16 protein-coding genes are annotated in these 17,551 nt (G+C 57.8%); 7 read left to right on the top strand and 9 right to left on the bottom strand.

What is annotated here, in order from left to right; all coding sequences use genetic code 11:
- Positions 1 to 32: 32 nt before the first annotated feature.
- The gene (locus ACFO1S_RS16625) at positions 33 to 884 is read right to left on the bottom strand and encodes a transporter substrate-binding domain-containing protein (protein WP_204603481.1); all 852 of its coding nucleotides are present in this window, start codon (positions 882 to 884) and stop codon (positions 33 to 35) included.
- A 134-nt stretch (positions 885 to 1,018) separates the two neighbouring features.
- Between ACFO1S_RS16625 and ACFO1S_RS16620 the strand changes: the two genes are divergently transcribed.
- A complete protein-coding gene (locus ACFO1S_RS16620; protein WP_378127161.1) occupies positions 1,019 to 1,150 on the top strand; it encodes a hypothetical protein in 132 nt (43 codons plus the stop codon).
- 143 nt (positions 1,151 to 1,293) lie between these two features.
- On the opposite strand, the gene ssuE is transcribed toward ACFO1S_RS16620, so the two are convergent.
- The 3 genes from ssuE to ACFO1S_RS16605 form a co-directional block, all read right to left on the bottom strand.
- Complete coding sequence (ssuE, locus tag ACFO1S_RS16615) at positions 1,294 to 1,860, bottom strand: NADPH-dependent FMN reductase (RefSeq protein ID WP_204603482.1); 567 nt, start codon at positions 1,858 to 1,860, stop codon at positions 1,294 to 1,296.
- The gene (locus ACFO1S_RS16610) at positions 1,857 to 2,765 is read right to left on the bottom strand and encodes a LysR family transcriptional regulator (protein ID WP_204603483.1); all 909 of its coding nucleotides are present in this window, start codon (positions 2,763 to 2,765) and stop codon (positions 1,857 to 1,859) included. Before ACFO1S_RS16610 ends, ssuE begins: the two co-directional genes overlap by 4 nt.
- Before the next feature lie 141 nt (positions 2,766 to 2,906).
- A complete protein-coding gene (locus tag ACFO1S_RS16605; RefSeq protein ID WP_204603484.1) occupies positions 2,907 to 3,716 on the bottom strand; it encodes a lipase family protein in 810 nt (269 codons plus the stop codon).
- Between the two features lie 180 nt (positions 3,717 to 3,896).
- Here ACFO1S_RS16605 and ACFO1S_RS16600 point away from each other — a divergent pair, with 180 nt between their 5' ends.
- Positions 3,897 to 4,952, top strand: coding sequence for a class I SAM-dependent methyltransferase (locus ACFO1S_RS16600; RefSeq protein ID WP_204603485.1), 1,056 nt, complete (start codon positions 3,897 to 3,899; stop codon positions 4,950 to 4,952).
- 67 nt (positions 4,953 to 5,019) lie between these two features.
- Here ACFO1S_RS16600 and ACFO1S_RS16595 read toward each other — a convergent pair whose 3' ends face one another.
- Positions 5,020 to 6,339: an alpha-L-fucosidase gene (locus tag ACFO1S_RS16595; RefSeq protein WP_204603486.1), complete on the bottom strand. Its 1,320-nt coding sequence runs from the start codon at positions 6,337 to 6,339 to the stop codon at positions 5,020 to 5,022.
- A 119-nt stretch (positions 6,340 to 6,458) separates the two neighbouring features.
- On the opposite strand from ACFO1S_RS16595, the gene ACFO1S_RS16590 reads away from it, so the two are divergent.
- Positions 6,459 to 7,292: an AraC family transcriptional regulator gene (locus ACFO1S_RS16590; protein ID WP_204603487.1), complete on the top strand. Its 834-nt coding sequence runs from the start codon at positions 6,459 to 6,461 to the stop codon at positions 7,290 to 7,292.
- 134 nt (positions 7,293 to 7,426) lie between these two features.
- Here the strand turns inward: ACFO1S_RS16590 and ACFO1S_RS16585 are convergent, their stop codons facing one another.
- Positions 7,427 to 8,068 (bottom strand): hypothetical protein, encoded by a 642-nt coding sequence (locus ACFO1S_RS16585; protein WP_204603488.1) that lies wholly within the window; start codon positions 8,066 to 8,068, stop codon positions 7,427 to 7,429.
- 182 nt (positions 8,069 to 8,250) lie between these two features.
- On the opposite strand from ACFO1S_RS16585, the gene uraA reads away from it, so the two are divergent.
- The 3 genes from uraA to ACFO1S_RS16570 all read left to right on the top strand — a co-directional run bounded on the left by uraA (position 8,251) and on the right by ACFO1S_RS16570 (position 11,589).
- Positions 8,251 to 9,555, top strand: coding sequence for a uracil permease (gene uraA / locus ACFO1S_RS16580; protein ID WP_204603489.1), 1,305 nt, complete (start codon positions 8,251 to 8,253; stop codon positions 9,553 to 9,555).
- Between the two features lie 151 nt (positions 9,556 to 9,706).
- Positions 9,707 to 10,804 carry a PRK06851 family protein gene (locus ACFO1S_RS16575; RefSeq protein ID WP_204603490.1) on the top strand — a complete coding sequence of 366 codons (1,098 nt, stop codon included), beginning with the start codon at positions 9,707 to 9,709 and terminating at the stop codon, positions 10,802 to 10,804.
- Between the two features lie 176 nt (positions 10,805 to 10,980).
- Positions 10,981 to 11,589 (top strand): 3'-5' exonuclease, encoded by a 609-nt coding sequence (locus ACFO1S_RS16570; RefSeq protein ID WP_204603491.1) that lies wholly within the window; start codon positions 10,981 to 10,983, stop codon positions 11,587 to 11,589.
- Positions 11,590 to 11,617: 28 nt separating this feature from the next.
- On the opposite strand, the gene ACFO1S_RS16565 is transcribed toward ACFO1S_RS16570, so the two are convergent.
- Positions 11,618 to 11,758, bottom strand: coding sequence for a hypothetical protein (locus ACFO1S_RS16565; protein WP_378127158.1), 141 nt, complete (start codon positions 11,756 to 11,758; stop codon positions 11,618 to 11,620).
- A 247-nt stretch (positions 11,759 to 12,005) separates the two neighbouring features.
- Between ACFO1S_RS16565 and ACFO1S_RS16560 the strand changes: the two genes are divergently transcribed.
- Positions 12,006 to 13,256 (top strand): RICIN domain-containing protein, encoded by a 1,251-nt coding sequence (locus ACFO1S_RS16560; RefSeq protein WP_204603628.1) that lies wholly within the window; start codon positions 12,006 to 12,008, stop codon positions 13,254 to 13,256.
- A 118-nt stretch (positions 13,257 to 13,374) separates the two neighbouring features.
- On the opposite strand, the gene recQ is transcribed toward ACFO1S_RS16560, so the two are convergent.
- Positions 13,375 to 15,177 carry a DNA helicase RecQ gene (gene recQ, locus ACFO1S_RS16555; RefSeq protein WP_204603492.1) on the bottom strand — a complete coding sequence of 601 codons (1,803 nt, stop codon included), beginning with the start codon at positions 15,175 to 15,177 and terminating at the stop codon, positions 13,375 to 13,377.
- Entirely contained in the window at positions 15,174 to 17,531 is a 2,358-nt protein-coding gene (gene helD, locus ACFO1S_RS16550; protein ID WP_204603493.1) for an RNA polymerase recycling motor HelD, read from the bottom strand. The genes recQ and helD overlap by 4 nt, the downstream gene beginning before the upstream one ends.
- Positions 17,532 to 17,551: the final 20 nt, after the last annotated feature.

The following is a 17,551-nucleotide window of genomic DNA, read 5'->3' as shown; positions in this document are numbered from 1 at the left end:
GCTGGGATATTCGTCGTAAGAAGGGAGCTCGATTACTCCTCGCTCGTAAAGTCGTTGCCCAGCCATTCCGTGCTCAGCTTCGCGAGCGTTCCGTCCGCCTTCAGCTCCCGGATTGCGCCGTCAATGGCGTCCGACAGCTTCTGTCCTTCCTCGTCGTTCTTCCGGAACATGAACAGGATATCCGCTTCGGAGAGCGCCGCGCCCGCCGTTTGCAATTTGCCTTCCGGATCGATCAGGGAGAGCGCGAAGTCCGCCGCCAGCGTCGCATCCACCCGCCCGCTGACGATCTGCTGCACGGTATCGTTGGCGGCGCCGCTGGTGAAGACGGCCTGGATGGCGTTGTCGTTCTCCTTGTTGTAGTTCTCGATAATTTGCGCTTGAGCGCTGGTCGCGCCGACGAGCACCTTCTTGCCCTTCAGGTCGTCCAGCGACTGTATCGTATCGTTGCCTTTGGCTACCACGATCTTATTTCTCCAATGCGCGTATGGCTCCTTATTGAACAAGTACTTCTCTTCGCGCTCGGGATTTTTCTCCATCTCGTGAGCCACGAAATCGATCTTTTTCGTTTCGAGGCTGAGCAGCAGGCTTTTGAACTCCTGCGTTTGCAGCTCGAATTCGTATTGGGGCAGCCGCTTGTCGATTTCCCTGACCAGCTCCACATCGAAGCCGGTCAGCTTGCCGTTCTCGTCGATGAAGCATACCTTCGGGAATTGGGTTCCGGTTCCGACGATAATCTTCGTTACCTTCGCCGGCGCTTCTCCTTGCGCGCCTTCGCTCGGTGCGGCGTTAGGAGCCGAACCGGGGGCGTTGTTGTCCTTGCCGCCGCATGCGGCCAGCGAGAGTGACAGGGTGAGCAGGATGACGGCAATAGCTGTTTTTTTCATACGATGAATCCCTCCGCTTTTCTACGATTATTAAACTCATAATTCCTAGCGGTTAAGTAAGAATTATTGTTGCGATTAACAATAGCACCATCCCCTTTTGACCGTCAATGGATTCTGTAATAGAGATCTTCTATATGTCGATTCAAAAGTCCGATCGTTCGCCAAGCAACAACGCCTTCGGCGTCCTCCGACAGCCGGAGAAGCTTTGCGGAGACGATTCAGAGAAGGATAAGCTTGAAACTTATAGAGCCTGTATCGCCAAGTAAAAACGGCTTCGCCGTCCTTGGGTACGGCGGCAGACGTTTTGTATCGAGCTATCAGATGGGATAAGAAGTCCAAGTTTTATACTTTCTGATATGTAAAAAAAGGATGGAGCTCCCGCTCCATCCCCGATTCCTTGTTCCTGCCCTTAGGCTTGTGAGCCGTTGCCGTTCGCCCGCACGCCCAGCCAGGCGACCTCCTCGGCCAGCTCGTCCGCCGAGCGATCCAGACGCTCGCGCAGCTCATCGGACAGCTCGAAGCCGCCGTTGTCCAGACGCTGCACCCATTGGTCGATCGCGAATACGCCCCCGAGAATGTTGCGGCTGCCGAGTACGGATAGCACCGGCTTCAGCGCATAGTCCAAGCTGAGCAAGTGCGCGATGGTTCCGCCGATGAACAGCGGCAAGGTGGCCTTGCCCTTCAGCCCAGTCTGCGGCAGCAGATCAAGAAAGGCTTTCAGAATGCCCGTATAGGAAGCCTTGTACACCGGGCTGGCGATCACGACGCCGCTGGCGGCTTCCACCTGCGCGAGAGCCGCTAGAATGCTCTCGTCCTTGAAGTTCGCGTGAAGCAGCGCCTCGGCGGGAAGATCGGCCACCCGAATATGGCCGACTTCGATCCCCTTCTCCTTCCAATTGCTTTCGACTCGCTCGATAATCCCGTTCAGCCGAGAGCCCGGCGTAGGGCTTCCGGAAATAATGACGATTTGACTCATGCGCGATTCCTCCGATTCAGTAGGTTTAAGGTATTAAGCTGCTTGCCGATATCGATGATTTCGCTGATAAAAGAAGCATGGTCTCCCAGATGCGCAATGACGTTCGTCTGCAGGGAGATGCCTTCCGTCTCCGGGATGCGGATCGGAATCAGCTTGCCCTCCGCGACCTCCTGCTTCGCGCAGAGCTCCGGCAGGAAGGAGATGCCCGCCTCGCGGACGACCAGCTTCTTGGCCATCTCCGAATTGTCGGTCTGGATCAGAATGTTGGGCGGCCGGTCAAGATGCTCGAACAACCGATGAATGCGCAGCCAATCGAGCGCCCCGCACTCGAAGAACACGAGCGGCTGCCGGGCGATCTGCTCTACCGCGAGCCGCTCGGCTCCGATAAAAGGGTGCTTCTCGTAGACATACAGCGTGATCGGGTCCTCGTAAAATTTGACCGAATCCAGGCTCGGATGATTGACGCCTCGGACGAAGCCGATGTCGACCTCCCTGCCCAGCACCTTGCCTACGATCTCGTCGGTTCTTCCCGTTACGAATTTGTAATGGGTATTGGGAAAAGCAAGCTTCAACCGGGGCAGAAGCTCCGGGATGATGTAGTTCGACACGGACACGGTGCAGCCGATCCTGATTTCCTCCGGCACCGATTTCTTGCGATTCACATGCAGCTTGCCCTTCTGGTAGGTAAGCAATAGCTGCTGCGCATAAGGCAGAAATCGCCGCCCTTCCTCCGTGATCTGCACCTGCTTGCCCTGACGATCGAACAGCCTGCAATCCAGCTCCCGTTCAAGCGACTGAATCCGCGCCGTTACCGACGGTTGGGATAAGTATAACGCTTCCGCCGCTTTATTGAAACTCCCGCAATGGATCACATAGACGAAGGCTTCGATGTTCTCGATGTTCACGCGGCACCCCCTCCCGATGTGCGGATCACTCTTTATTTTACTTAACCAATAAGATAACTCGGATTTAAAGTAATGTAAAGCGAAACCTTCGTCCCTCTTCCGGAAGTCCGAAGGCCGTCTCTCTGCGCTTCCCTATTCCGACTAGAAAGTACTCATGCCATAAGCGTATTGACGCCAATCCGGGCAAAGCCCGGGATTCATCGCGCTGAGCCGCTCGGCGAACAGCGGATCGGCCCCGGCCAGCTCGGCGTAATAGCTGCCGATGACGTGGTTGCCCGGCACGGAGCCATTATGGAAGCTAAGCTGCTTCGAATGCTGAACATGGTCATAGTAGAACGTTCTGCCCCGCTTCGGCAGCTGGTAGGTCACCGGAGGCAGATGGGTCACTACGTCGAAGCGATTATGAACCCTGAAGCTCCGGCCGACCTTCTGATCGTAGGCCTTAGCGAAAGCCGGATCGCCGACGCGAGGCGAGCCGAACGTGTAAGTCACGGGAAAACGAAACCGGGTGTTGGCCGCAACGTCGATCGCGCACAGGGTTGCAAGCGCTCCCCCGAGGCTGTGCCCGGTCACGTAAAGCGTTTTGTTCGGGGAAATCTCCTCCAGAAGCGCCATAACGCCAGTTCTCGCCGAATGATAGATATTGGAGAAGCCGCGATGCGCCATCCCGGCGTTTTTGACCCATTTATACCTCGTCTGGCTTGCCATTGCATCGGAAGCCCAATCCGACGTCGAGCTGGTGCCGCGAAAAGCAAGGAGTCCATGGGTATCCGATTGCAGCACGAAGCCGAACTTCTCCGGTCTGCCGACAAGCGAGCTCGCGCGGAACTCTCCGACAAGCTCGAAGCCGGCCGGAATTACGAAAGACCCGTTTGGATCGTTAAAATGCGCATAGGTCTGACTGCATACCGCCGCCAGGAAAATCGCCGTCCGATTGTCGTAGCCCTTCATAGGCGTCCCGCTCCTCTGCTGAACCTCTTCCATTACTTTATTGAAACAGCGCCCCGCAGGTGCCTATCCCATGCGCAAGCTGTCGGGCTGCAGACGCTCTTGCCCTCCGGGAAGCGACATAAACCATCCGGCGCTAATCATAAGCTAGTCATATGATTCTTGAAGGAGGCGCTTCTGTTCATGCTGCACTCCAATGCGACCTTTAACGTCCGATTCGGACAGGGCCATCGGGAAATCCGCCTGCGCAACGGCTTCGGCGAGGTCTATCCCGCTCTGCACGACGAGCTGCTTGCCCAGGTGCTCGCCATCGGCGATCAGGACAGGGTGCTGGATATCGGCGGAGGCTCCCAGCCCTTCGCCAGGGCGGATACCGTCACCGAGCCTTATTTGGACTTCTCCGGACATCGCTCGGGAAATCATGTTCGCAGCGATATCTCCTATGTGCAGTGCTTTGCGGAGGAGCTGCCGTTTGCCGACAAGGCGTTCGATCTGGCGATCGCAAGACAGGTGTTCGAGCATACGCAAGCTCCCGATCGCGCCTGCGAGGAGATGATGCGCGTCGCCAAACGCGGCTTCATCGAGACGCCCAGAAGAAATTACGAGCTGCTCTTCGGCCCCAATCCCTCGCACAACTGGTTCGTCTACCTGGAGGGGGACGAAATCGTATTCGAGCGGAGGCGGTTTATCCGCCATCCCTTCCGTCATATTGGACTCAGCGGGGTGCCCAGCAGCGAGGAAGGCCAGCTTCTGCTCCACTGGGAATACAAAAACCTGACCAACACGCAATTTTACTGGGAGAATTCCTTTCGCTACCGCATCCTCGACGACGGAGAGGGCTTCGACTACGCCAACCCGGAGCACGCGGCGCAGGCGCATCTCGATACGGCCATCTGCAGCTTGCTTCACGGCGGCTACTATTTGGCGCATCGCGAGAGCGACGCCCGCGAAGCGATTAGGCTGCGTCCGGATTGGGCTCTGGCGCACAATACGCTGGGCGTTATTCTCCGCAAGCAAGGCCGCCATGCCGAAGCGCTGGCCGAGTTCCGGGAAGCAAGCTCGCTGGAGGACAGGGAGGCTTACCGGCACAACGCCCGATTGTCGGACGGGGAACACGCGGTCGTCGTGGATTTCGAGGATTCGCTGCCGATGGACGAACGTTTTTTTCGGGAATACGGACGTCCGGCTTCGATCGATCTGCATCAGCTGCTGAAGCTTCCCGAGCTCCCCTCCCTCTGACGCGCATAGTCTCGAAAAAAAAGCCGCCCGTTGCCCGCCTGAAGGCGGGAGAACGGGCGGCTGCGAGTTATTCGTTGTTCAGCACAATCTCGACGACCGTGTCGCGCTCGTCCGGGAGCGGATAGGTGAAGTGCTCCGGCCGGGCAAAGTTGAAGTAAGCGTCGTCCGGATACATCGCCGCATTCCAAGGCCGCGAGACGAACACTTCGGAGCCGTCGGCCAGCAATCTTGCGTGCTTGATCTTCCCGGCCAGTCCGGCTAGGTTAACCGGGCCGATGCTTTCCTCGAACAGATGGGCGTACAGCTTATTGCCGTTGCGCGTGTAACGTCCCCATTCCGGCTTCGGCAGCTCCGCTTGCCCGCATCCGTAGATGCTGTCCCCGTTTTGCCGCATCCAATGGCCGACCTCCTCCAGAATGCGCAGCGATTCCGGAGGAATTTCCCCTTGCGCGTCCGGGCCGACGTTAAGCAGCAGGTTGCCGTTTTTGCTGACGCATTCAACCAGCTTGCGAATGACGGTTTTCGCCGTCTTGTACGTTTTGTCGGCTGCCGCGTATCCCCAGTTGTTGTTCAGCGTAATGCACGCTTCCCACGGAATGGAATTACCGTTGTCGTCGACGACTCCGCTTGGCGGAATGATCTGTTCCGGCGAAGCAAAATCTCCCGAGTAGAAGGAAGGCTCCTTCGAATAGATCGAGCCGCCCTCTTCCCCGCTTGCGTCCAGTCGGTTATCCACGATAATGTGCGGCTGAAGGGAGCGGATCGTCTCCATCAGCTCGGTGGCGCGCCACTTCTCCCCGATCATTTCATCATAGGAATAATCGAACCACATCAAGTCCAGCTTCCCGTAATTCGTCAGCAGCTCGCGAACCTGTCCGTGCATGTAATCGAGATAGCGGTCAAAGGTAGCGGGATCGCGGCGGAAAGCCTCATCGTCTCTCATCGGATGTATTCTGTCCCCGTAGGCCGGATAGTCGGGATGATACCAATCGATCAGGGAGAAATAAAGCCCTACCTTCAGCCCTTCCTCGCGAAAGGCATCCACGAATTCGCGAACGAGATCGCGCCCCGCCTTCGTATTGGTTGCCTTGTAATCCGTCAACTTGCTGTCGAACAGACAGAAGCCGTCGTGATGCTTCGCCGTCAGAACGGCGTATTTCATGCCCGCGGCCTTGGCCTTCTTCGCCCATTCGCGCGGGTTGTACCTTACGGGATTGAACTCGTCGAAGTAAGGCTGGTAATCTTCGATGCTAAGCCTCTCCGTGCTTCTTACCCACTCGCCTCTCGCCGGAATCGCGTACAAGCCCCAGTGGATGAACATGCCGAATCGGTCGTTCAGAAACCATCTCGTTCTGTCGGTTCTTTGCTCGATGTACGTGTGTCCCATCGTGTCAACGCTCCCTCTTGTTTTGCTTATCCCCAGTCTAGCAACCATTTGTTATAATCTAAAGGTTAGCAATTAGCCAATATGGGGACAGGATTAACTTATAGAGAGGTGAACCGACGGTGCCGCTTCAGAATAGCTCGGCCTTCCTTGCCGAGCTGCTTCATAACCTGAAGGTCCAGCCGGTGGAGGCGCACTTCACCCACTGCCTGCCGGAGTGGCGGGAGCTGGATTATATTCCGGGGTACAACAAGCTCTACTATATTCGCGACGGCGAGGGCTGGATCAGAATCGGCGGTAAGGAGTATTATCCGAAGCCGGGCCAGCTCGTGTTCATGCCCGCCAATGTGGAGCAGTCCTATTCTGTCGTGAACGACAACACGTATCGGAAATACTGGTGTCATTTCACGGCCTCCATCGGAGAGCTCGATCTGTTTCAGTGGTTCGACGTCCCTCATTGCGTGGATATCCGCAACGAATCGCGCATGCTGTCGTTGTTCGAGGAGCTGGCCTCCTTGCACGCGAACGAGGCTTTACTGTCGCGCATTCGGGAAAAAGCCGTGCTGCTGGAAATCATTGCTTTGTTCCTTGAGGAAGCGGGAACCGGCACTCGGGTGCTGCCGGGGCGCGCCGGGGATATGCAGCGGCTCGACCGGATCGAGCGATTCATCGAAGCCCGCTTGGCGGAGCCCGTCACGCTGGAGCAGCTCGCCAGGCACGTGCACCTTCATCCCAACTATCTCGTTCGTTACTTCAACAAGCACTTTGCGGTATCCCCGCTCAAGTATTTGAATCGCAAGCGGATGCAGAAGGCCCGCGAGCTGCTGCGCTCCACCTCGCTTACGGTCAAGGAAGTGGCCGATCGAGTCGGATATCCCGATACGAATCACTTCGCCAAGGCGTTTCGGCGGGAAAGCAGCTGCAGCCCGACCGAGTACCGCCGCCAGAACGGGTAACGGCATCGTCATGGACACAAACGAAGGGATGCTCCGCCATGGAGCATCCCTTCGCTGCAGCGACGGCCGATGCGGCGGGAATGCCCCGTCGCATCGCCGTATGTAAGGCTTTGAAGGGGCATGGCCCCTCGCCCTTACTTCTTCTCCGTTGCTTTTCTGCGCTTCAAGTGATTCTGGTACGAAGCATCCAGCAGCCGCTTCATCCCTTCTTCGAATTCCTGATCCGAAGGGGAACGGTCGATCTTGGCATCGGGAAACCGGATATCCTTGATCTCCCAATTGTTCGTCGCCAGGTTGTGCCTGAAGCCGCTCGCCAGCAGAAACTTGCGCCGATTGTCCTTGTACTCCGGCGCTTTGGGCGTCTCCGCGACCGGAACCGACTCTTCCTCCGGCTCCTCAGGCGGTTTCTGGGCAGGCAGAATGCCGCGCGCCGCGTCGGCCTTCATCTTCTCATGCTCGGCCAGCGATATCGGTCTCTCCTTCTTCTTTCCCTTCAGCCAGTCCAGGTCGTAGCGCATCTTGGAATTGATCACGTAATAAGCTTTGCCGCCGACCATTTCCTTCGGAATCTCGTCGTAAAGCTCCTTGCGCTTCTTGAAGCCTTCCACGATGCGGCGGATCTGCTCCTTCTCGACGTCAATCGGAACCGCTTCATTGCTTGGCATGTAGACGTCGCACATAACCTGCTTAAACAAAAAATCCCCCAGCTCGGAATCGAAATAATGGGTGAAGGAAACGGAAATTTCTTTTTTGTTAATCGTAACTCGATGGTTCAAAGTAATCCTCCTTATAACATCAACAGACACACTTCTTTTTATTATAGCCGAATTTACGACAAAGAGCATGAAAACTTCGTATAAGCTCGCAGAAAACGCTTGCCACCGAACACGGTTGTAGGTAGAATCAACAAAGAAAATCTCGAACGACACAACCCTTGCATTGGGAGGCAAAAAAAGGTATGAAACGCGAAATCGGGGTCCATGAGAGGCCCCCCATCGGACAAAGCCTGACGCTGAGTCTGCAGCACTTATTCGCCATGTTCGGCTCGACGGTGCTCGTTCCGAACCTGCTGGGCGTCGATCCGGCAATCTGTTTGCTTATGAACGGCATCGGCACGCTCTTCTACTTGTGGGTGTGCAAAGGGAAAATTCCCGCTTACCTCGGATCGAGCTTTGCCTTTATCGCGCCCGCCGGCGCGGTCATCGGCAAGTTCGCGTCGGATGGCGACGGCTACGCCGCCGCGTTGGGCGGCTTTATCATCGCGGGTCTCGTATTTACGCTGATCTCAATCGTGATTCAATTCGCCGGAACGAGCTGGATTAACGTCGTGTTTCCTCCGGCGGCCATGGGGGCCATCGTCGCCGTCATAGGATTGGAGCTTATTCCGGTCGCCGCGCGAATGGCCGGATGGATCGCACCGCTCGGCGCTTCCCCCGACTGGACGATGGATGCGAATACGGTCATCATCTCGGTGTCGACCATCCTTGTAACGGTGCTCGGCAACGTGCTGTTCCGGGGCTTCATGCGTATTATTCCGATTCTGATCGGAATCGTTTTCGGCTACGTGCTGGCGTATGCGATGGGCGAAATCAAATTCGGCTTCCTTGACGGAGTCCGTTGGTTCGACACTCCGACGTTCACGACCCCCATATTCCATTGGACGGCCATCTTGACGATCGTACCGGCCGCGCTGGTCGTCGTCGCCGAGCATATCGGCCACTTGATCGTGACCGGCAACATCGTGGACAAGGATCTATCGAAGGACCCCGGCCTGCATCGCTCGATGCTCGGCAACGGACTTTCGACGATGCTGTCCGGCTTCGTCGGCGCAACGCCGAACACAACGTACGGGGAAAACATCGGCGTGCTCGCGATGACGCGCGTCTACTCCACGTTCGTCATCGGCGGGGCCGCGGTAATCGCGATCGCGCTTAGTTTCCTCGGCAAGTTCTCGGCGCTCGTCGCCAACATTCCGATAGCCGTTATGGGAGGCATCTCTTTGCTGCTGTTCGGGATCATCGCGGCATCCGGCCTGCGGATGCTCGTCGAATCGAAGATCGACTACGGAAAGCCGATCAATCTGTTTCTGACCACGGTCGTGCTGGTCACCGGGCTGAGCGGCCTTAAGATCAAGTCGGGAGACTTCGAGCTGACCGGCATGGCGCTCGCCACGGTCGTCGCCATCGTGTTCAGCTTGCTGTTCAAGCTGTTCGAGGTGACCAGGCTGTCTAACGAGAACGAAGGCGTAAACCTCGATAAATAGGCTTTGACCGAACAGGGTCGAGCGGCGCACGCGCCCGCTCGGCCCTTTTGATATTGCCCGACGGGCCTGAGAACCGCCGGCGCACCTTTTCGACTCTTGAGCAATAGGATGGGTATATGCCCTGATATTAGCCCAAGAAGGTGTGACGGATATGGCGAGTACGGCTTATCATTTCTACGCGGGAGGCAACACGGCGCGAGGCTTCGTCAGCTTGTTTCCTTCGTCCTTGCAGAAGCTGGAGCGTCTCTACGTTGTGCGAGGTGGAGCAGGCTTGGGAAAATTGTGCGGCCTGCGCTCCCTCGGAGAGCGCTTGGCGGCGACAGGCCTTGAGGTATGGTTCATTCATAGTCCCTCCGATGCGGCCGCATTGGACGGACTAATCGTCCCCGAGCTGAGAGCGGGGATTCTCGACGATACGACTCCTTCTGCGCATGCGCCTGAGCTCGCTGGAATCGCGGTGCATGACGTCAATCTGGGAGAGGCCTGCGAGCAGGAACGACTCCTCGCCTGCGAAGCCGCAGTCGAATCCCTCAAAAACGAAATCTCGCAGCGCTTCGAGAGCGCTTATGCCGGCTTCGCCGAGGCGCTTCGCGTTCATGACGATTGGGAAAAAATCTACATCGGGAACATGGACTTTGCGGCCGCGGACCGATTGACGCAGCGCTGCGAGCAGGAGCTCTTCGGAGAGCGCCGGAAGGAGGGCGAAGGGCGTGCGAAGCATCGCTTTCTTGGAGCGGCAACGCCGCAAGGGGCGATAGATTGCGTCCCCAATCTGACCGAGGGGCTGCGGCGGTATCTGATCAAGGGCAGACCCGGCTCGGGGAAATCCACGATGCTGAAGAAGCTGGCGCTTACTGCGGCCGAAAGGGGATTCGACGCCGAGATCTATCACTGCGGCTTCGATCCGAACAGTCTGGACATGATCATCGTTCGCGAGCTCGGCTTCGCCATTTTCGACAGCACGGCGCCGCACGAGTATTTTCCCGATCGTCCCGGCGATCAGGTCGTGGATATGTACTCTGGCTGCATTCAACCGGGAACGGACGAAGCCCATTCCGCTCCATTGACCGCGCTGAAGGAACAGTATGGCGCGAAAATGAAACAATCGATTCAGCTGCTTGCCGAAGCGAGGTCCCTTCAAGATCGACTGGAGGAGCTGTACGCCGAATCTCTCGATTCTGCCCGACTGGATCGGATTCTGGCAGAGTTCGAGCAGGAAATCGCGCGCCTTGCAGCCGTTCGGAGCTAAGCGGCACAACGCCGCAAGCAATGTCGGCCGGGTTTTCCCGGCTGGCTTTGCTGCGCATGCCGGGACCTGCAGGTCCCCTCACCCTATTAGAATTCGATAGGAAACTTGTGGTAATGTAGAGGTATCAAGGGCGTATTGCCTATAGACTACTGTAATCCGCTAAAGGAGACCTCGACATGAAGCTGGATAACATCACCGTGCTGGACTTCGAAACCAGCGGCCTTGACCCGGCGCGCGACCGCGTGATCGAAATGGCGGCTATCCGCTGCTACGGAGGGGAGATCGTCAGCCAGTTCCAGACGCTGATTCGCTTCGACGGCAAGCTTGCCCCGAAAATCACGGAGATTACCGGGATCACCGACGGCGACCTCGTGAACGGAATGGAAGAAGAGACCTCCTTCCGCATCCTGAACCGAATCATCGGAGACAGCGTGATCGTCGCCCACAACGCTTTATTCGATCTCGGGTTTCTGCATCACGCGCTGATGAGGTTCGCGAAACGATCGTTCAGGAACGACTTTCTGGACACTTTGACGATCGCCCGCGAGCGGCATACATACCCTCATAACCTGAAAGACATGTGCGAACGTTACGGCATCGTCCTGGAAGGCGCGCACCGGTCGCTCAACGACATTATCGCTTGCTGGAAGCTGCTGGAGAAGATGAATGAGGAAAGAAGCGTGGAAACGCATCTGAACACGCTCGGCTACATGACGAAGTACGGCGTGCCGAAGTGGAGCCCTCTGCAGGCGAATCTGGTGCCAATCGAGATCAAGTACGCGTGAGGCAGATCTGTAATCTTGACGGTCAATTCTAGGATACGGTAAGCCGGTAAGTCGCATATCCGCGGCCCGGCTTTTCGTTGCGCTCCCATTCTCCCTGCACGTCGGCATAGCTTCCGAACGGTCGGCCTCGCCTTCCGGGATCACAGCTCTCCCCTAATAGAACCGCCACTCTCCGTTCAGGCGCACAGCACCGCCAGCGCGGCGACCCGGACACTCCGCTTCTTCATCCACACCGCGCCGTCACCGCCGATGCGACGGGAACCGACAAGACTTCTCTCGAAACGCCCTTGAAAAATGTTTAAATCAGTAATTTATAACTATTTTTAGAAAAACAACTTCGTGTTAGACTGTTCTTGTAAGCGCTTTATTTACTGAAATTCTTTTGTACCACCCCAAATTACCGAGGAGGGATCATGATGAATCGATTGTTCACCGGCAAGAAGTCGTACGTTATTCTTCTGGTTGCGGCGCTCGCCGCGGCATTGTTCCCCGCGCCGAAAGCGAACGCAGCCTACTCGCTCGTCTGGAGCGACGAATTCGGCGGAAGCTCGATCAACTCGAACAATTGGGTGTTCGACATCGGCACCGGCAGCGGCGGTTGGGGAAACAACGAATTGCAGTATTACACGAGCCGATCGGAGAACGCCCGGATCGAGAACGGCAACCTCGTGATCGAAGCGAAGCGGGAAGCCTACGGAGGTATGAATTACACTTCGGCCCGTCTGAAAACCCAAGGTAAAAAAAGCTTTAAATACGGAAAAATCGAAGCGAGAATCAAGCTGCCGAAGGGACAAGGCATTTGGCCCGCGTTCTGGATGCTGGGAGCGGACATCGGTACAGTAGGCTGGCCAAAAAGCGGCGAGATCGATATTATGGAGCACATCAACAACGAAAACAACACGTACGGGTATATCCATTGGGACGTCAACGGCGGCCATGCCTCGTACGGCGGACCCAGCCACACCTTTGATGTGACCCAGTACCACGTTTACTCCATCGAATGGACGGCCAGCGCGATCAAGTGGTTGGTCGACGGCGTCCAGTTCTGGGAAGCCAATATCGCGAACAACGTCAACTCGACGGAAGAGTTCCACAAGGAGCATTTTTTGCTGCTCAACATGGCGGTGGGCGGAAATTGGCCAGGCTCCCCGAACTCCTCGACCGAATTCCCGGCTAAAATGTATGTGGACTACGTCCGGGTCTATCAAGACGGCGCTGCTCCATCAACCGGTATCGTTTCCGGAGGAACGTACAAGTTGATCAATACGAACAGCGGCAAAGCTTTAGATGTCTCGGGATCCGGAACGGCGCCCGGCACGAACGTGCAAATCTGGACGGATAACAATACCGGCGCGCAGAAGTGGACAATTTACCGTAACGCGAACGGCACCTACAAGCTGATTAATACGAACAGCGCCCTTGCGCTCGACGTGGCGGGAACCGGGACGGCCGACGGGACGAACGTTCAGGTATGGACCGATCTGGGAAATGCCGCGCAGACTTGGAACATCGTCCTGAATGCGGACGGCACTTACAAGCTCGTTAACCCGAACAGCGGCAAAGCGCTGGACGTCTCCTCTTCCGGAACGGCCAACGGGACGAACGTGCAAATCTGGACCGATAACGGCACCGGCGCGCAGAAGTGGAATTTAGTACGATTGCAATAAGGAAGCGAAGCAGAAATATCGAGCAGGCCCATGCTCAGTTGCATGGGCCTCTCACATATCCGGACGCTCAAGTTCTCGTTCATGCCTGTCCCTCGTGACGAGAGAAGGCTCGATACGATTATCGGTATTCCCGAATCAGCTTCAGGAACGCCTGGCCGTACTTCTCGTACTTGGCGGCGCCGACGCCCTTGACCCCGCGCATCTCGCGCTCGGTCTCAGGCATCGCCTCGCACATCTCCCGCAGCGTCGCATCATGGAAGATGACGAACGGCGGAAGCCCCTCTTCATCCGCAATCCGCTTGCGCAGCTGACGCAGCGCGTTGAACAGCTCCGCGTTCGCGACCGGGGCTGTCGTCCCGTCGGCGCGAGAACGGCTGCGGGACACAGGAGGCGCCTCCGGCTCGACCTTCTGATAGACGCGCGCTTCGCCGCGCATCACCTCAAGCACAGGTTCCATGAGCTGCACGACCGGATAGGCGGTATCCGACATGCGCAGGTAACCGTCCGCTACGAGCGTATGAATGAGCTGCACGAGCGGCTTCTCCCCCATATGCTTCAATCGGCCGTATGACCGAAGACGGTCGAAATTGAACTGCCTGATCTTCGCGTCGTTCGCGCCCCGCAGCACCTTCGCCGTCAGCGTTACGCCGAAACGCTGCTTCATCTCGGAGACGCAGGCGAAAATAAACCTGGCTTCCTCGGTCACGTCTTTGCTCTCCCGCGTATCCGTGCAGTTGCCGCACGTTCCGCAAGGCTGGCCGTTTTCCTCCCCGAAGTAACGGACAATAGCAAGCTGCAAGCAGTCCCCGGTATGCGCATACTGCACCATGTCGTTCAACAGCCGGTAATCGTTGCGCTTGCGCTCCTCGTCGGCTTCGCTCTGCTCGATAAAAAACTTCTGCGTCACGACGTCCTGGGCCGAGAACAGCAGCACGCACTCTCCCGGATCTCCGTCCCTTCCCGCGCGCCCGGCTTCCTGGTAGTAGGCTTCGAGATTTTTTGGCATGTTGTTGTGAAGGACGTAGCGGACGTTGGATTTGTCGATGCCCATACCGAAGGCGTTCGTTGCCACGATGATCTGCAGGTCGTCCCGCTGGAAAGCTTCCTGCGTCTCGGCGCGCTCTTCTTCGCTTAAGCCCGCGTGATATTTGCCAGCGGGAACGCCAAGGCTCCGCAAGAACGAATGGACGCTCTCCACTTCGCGGCGCGTGGAGGCGTAGATGATGCCCGCTTGATCGGGATGCTCTCTAATGTATCTTTCTACGAAATCCCGCTTGTCCGCGCCGCGGACGACCGACATCGCCAGATTGCTTCTAGCATAGCCGGTCGTCACCCGCGCCGGATCGCGAAGCTTCAGCCGCACTGCGATGTCGTCCTTGACGACATCCGTCGCGGTCGCGGTAAACGCGGCCATCACCGGACGAGGCTCGATGTCCTGCAGCAGCCGAACGATCGTCATGTAGCTCGGGCGGAAATCATGTCCCCATTGAGAGACGCAATGCGCTTCGTCCACCGCGATCAGCGGCACCTCCAGCCTGCGCACCAACGCGCGGAACTGCTCCGACTCAAGCCGTTCGGGAGCGATGTAGAGCAGCTTGTAATGGCCGGCGGCCACGGCGCGCATTCTGTCGGCGGTTTCCCTGGCGGACAGCGAGCTGTTCACGTAGGTCGCTTCGATGCCCGCTGAATTCAGCGCGTCGACCTGATCCTTCATCAGGGAGATCAGCGGCGAGACGACCAGCGTAACGCCGGGAAGCAGCAAGGCGGGAATCTGGTAGCAGATCGACTTGCCCGCTCCTGTCGGCATGATGCCGAGCACGTCTCGACCGTCCAGAATCGCGTCGATCAGCTTTTCCTGGCCTGCCCGAAATCTATCGTAGCCATAATAAGTCTGCAGCGCCTCTATCGCTTGCGGGTTCATCTCGGTCCTCCTGACCCGGGAAGCCAAGGAGAGGCTTCGCCGATGGAATAGACGTGCAGCACGTGCAGGGCGCGCGTGCATACCGTATAAAGCAGCTTTCGATCCTTCTCCTGGCCATAACGCCGGGAGGAAGCATCCCAGACAAGCACCGCATCGAACTCGATGCCCTTGGCCAGGTAAGAAGGAAGTACGGACACGCCCTTCGGCAGCTCGGCCGCGCCTCCGGTAACCAGCGTCAGCGGAATATCCTCGGCCAGTATCTCCTTCAGCAGCGCAGCCGCGTCGCCGGAATCCCGGGCTGTTTTCGCAATGACGCCGATCGTTCCGTAGCCTCGTCCGAGAAGCTGCGCGATGTCCGCCGCCATCCGCTCGCCGAGCTCGCCGCCGTCTTCGCAGACGGCAAGCGTCGGCTTCTCGCCGCTTCGATGGAACGGCGCGATGTTCGCCGCATCCTCCGGCAGCAAAATCCGTTTCGTGTACGCCACGATCTCCTCGGTCGAGCGGTAGCTCGTCGTCAGCCTCAGGACAGAGGAGACGCCGGCATCCATCAGCCGCGTCCAGCCGCCGAAGCCGCCGCTATCCTGGGACTGCACGTAGATGGCTTGGTTGAAATCCCCCAGCACGGTCATCCGCGCGCGCGGATACCGACGGCGAAGGAAAGCCGCCTGGAACGGCGAATAGTCCTGGGCTTCGTCCACGAATACATGCTGAATGCTGCCCTCCACGCGTCGGAAGCCTTCCAGCGCCTCCGACAGGTACATCAGCGGAGTCGCGTCCTCGTGATCGATCCGCTTGCGCGAAAGGCTTTCCTCCAGACGCAGATTCATCCACTCCCAGCCCTTCGGAAGCTTGCCGTCCGGGGCGCAGTAGGCAAACAAAGGCCGGCTCTCGAACAGCATCCTGTAGGTGGCGACGGCATCGATGAACCGATAGGACCGAACCGCCTTGACGATAGGGGCGATAGCTTCTTCGGCGACTTTGCGCTTAAGCCTGAGGCTCATTTGCTCCTCGTCGTCGAACACCTCGTCATGAAATCCGCCGCTTCGTCTTACGTCGACATAAGCGCGCTGGATGTCCTCCTGATCGACCAGCTCCGCAGCCTCTTCCAGCCACGCCTCCCCCATCTGGGAATCGACCCACGCCTTTAGCCGCTCAAGCAGCCAGCGCTTGACGTAGGCTGCTCGGGTAGCGAACCCGTCCGAAGCCTGAACGGCGTAAAACTGCTGCGAGATGTCTTCCTCCGCAGCGATCGTCTTGTCGCGGAAACGAAGCGTACGAAACCTCACGCCTTCCTGCTTCAGCCGCTTCAAATAATTTTCCGTCGTCAGGAAGAAATGCTCCGAGCCTTTGTACTTCACGGCCTGTTCCCTGGCTTCCCCCTCCGGCGCACCGTCGCTCGCATCCAGAGCCTCCGTCTGGGAGAAGAGATCCTCGACCTCGAATCTGCGGCCCAGCCGGGCTTCAATGAGCTCCCGGAACGTCATCTGCCGCATGTTCGCCTCGCCGAGATCGGGAAGCACACGCGAAATATACCCCTTGAATACCGGATTCGGGGAAAATAAAATAATCTGCTCCGGGGTCAGCGTCTCGCGAAACCGATAGAGCAAGTAAGCGATCCGCTGCAAGGCTGCCGAGGTTTTGCCGCTCCCCGCAGCTCCCTGCACGACGAGAAGCTTATGCCTCTCATCGCGGATAATGCCGTTCTGCTCCTTCTGAATCGTAGCCACGATGCTCTTCATCGCCGTATCCGATCCTTCCGACAGAACCGCCTGCAGGATTTCGTCCCCGACCGTCTCCGACGTATCGAACATATGCTTCATCTGACCGGCGCGAATGACGAATTGGCGCTTCAGCTCCAGCTCGCCCTCGATCCGGCCGTCTGGAACCCGGTACATGGCGGGCCCCGGCTCATGATCGTAGAACAGGCTGGATACCGGGGCCCGCCAATCATAGACGTAGAAGGTTTCTCCATCCTCGCCGACCAGAGACGCGCGGCCGATGTAGATCCTTTCCGCCTCTCCGCCCTCCTCGGCGAAATCGATTCTCGCGAAATACGGAGTGTCGAACTGCTTCGTAAGCTTCTCCACCGCCTCCGACGCCATCCGGTGGCTGCGCTCCCGCTCTGCGAGCACCTCCGCCTGCTGCACGATGCTGGTCCATGTCTCCGCAACCTCCGACGAATCGGAGAAGTTCATCCGCACGTCGTCCCAGAATTCCTGACGAATGCCCACGACGTCTCCCCGCCGTTCTCCGAGAAGCGCCATTTCCTTGCGCATCCGCTTGCCTACCTGCTCCAGCACGACCAACAACCGCTTTTCTTCCTCTTCCCGGGGGGACGGGAAATTGTACGACATCCGGTTCCACTCCCTGCGCG

The sequence above is a fragment of the Cohnella boryungensis genome (assembly GCF_042651945.1).
GTDB lineage: Bacteria > Bacillota > Bacilli > Paenibacillales > Paenibacillaceae > Cohnella > Cohnella boryungensis.
This window is presented reverse-complemented; position numbering and strand designations above follow the sequence as displayed.

What these genes read in the sequence shown, in the direction of transcription:
- helD (WP_204603493.1), bottom strand. Translation starts at nt 17,531, where the DNA reads ATGTCGTACAATTTCCCGTCCCCCCGGGAAGAGGAAGAAAAGCGGTTG.
- ACFO1S_RS16575 (WP_204603490.1), top strand. Translation starts at nt 9,707, where the DNA reads ATGGCGAGTACGGCTTATCATTTCTACGCGGGAGGCAACACGGCGCGA.
- ACFO1S_RS16625 (WP_204603481.1), bottom strand. Translation starts at nt 884, where the DNA reads ATGAAAAAAACAGCTATTGCCGTCATCCTGCTCACCCTGTCACTCTCG.
- uraA (WP_204603489.1), top strand. Translation starts at nt 8,251, where the DNA reads ATGAAACGCGAAATCGGGGTCCATGAGAGGCCCCCCATCGGACAAAGC.
- ACFO1S_RS16620 (WP_378127161.1), top strand. Translation starts at nt 1,019, where the DNA reads ATGTCGATTCAAAAGTCCGATCGTTCGCCAAGCAACAACGCCTTCGGC.
- ACFO1S_RS16600 (WP_204603485.1), top strand. Translation starts at nt 3,897, where the DNA reads ATGCTGCACTCCAATGCGACCTTTAACGTCCGATTCGGACAGGGCCAT.
- ssuE (WP_204603482.1), bottom strand. Translation starts at nt 1,860, where the DNA reads ATGAGTCAAATCGTCATTATTTCCGGAAGCCCTACGCCGGGCTCTCGG.
- ACFO1S_RS16570 (WP_204603491.1), top strand. Translation starts at nt 10,981, where the DNA reads ATGAAGCTGGATAACATCACCGTGCTGGACTTCGAAACCAGCGGCCTT.
- ACFO1S_RS16605 (WP_204603484.1), bottom strand. Translation starts at nt 3,716, where the DNA reads ATGAAGGGCTACGACAATCGGACGGCGATTTTCCTGGCGGCGGTATGC.
- ACFO1S_RS16560 (WP_204603628.1), top strand. Translation starts at nt 12,006, where the DNA reads ATGAATCGATTGTTCACCGGCAAGAAGTCGTACGTTATTCTTCTGGTT.
- recQ (WP_204603492.1), bottom strand. Translation starts at nt 15,177, where the DNA reads ATGAACCCGCAAGCGATAGAGGCGCTGCAGACTTATTATGGCTACGAT.
- ACFO1S_RS16595 (WP_204603486.1), bottom strand. Translation starts at nt 6,339, where the DNA reads ATGGGACACACGTACATCGAGCAAAGAACCGACAGAACGAGATGGTTT.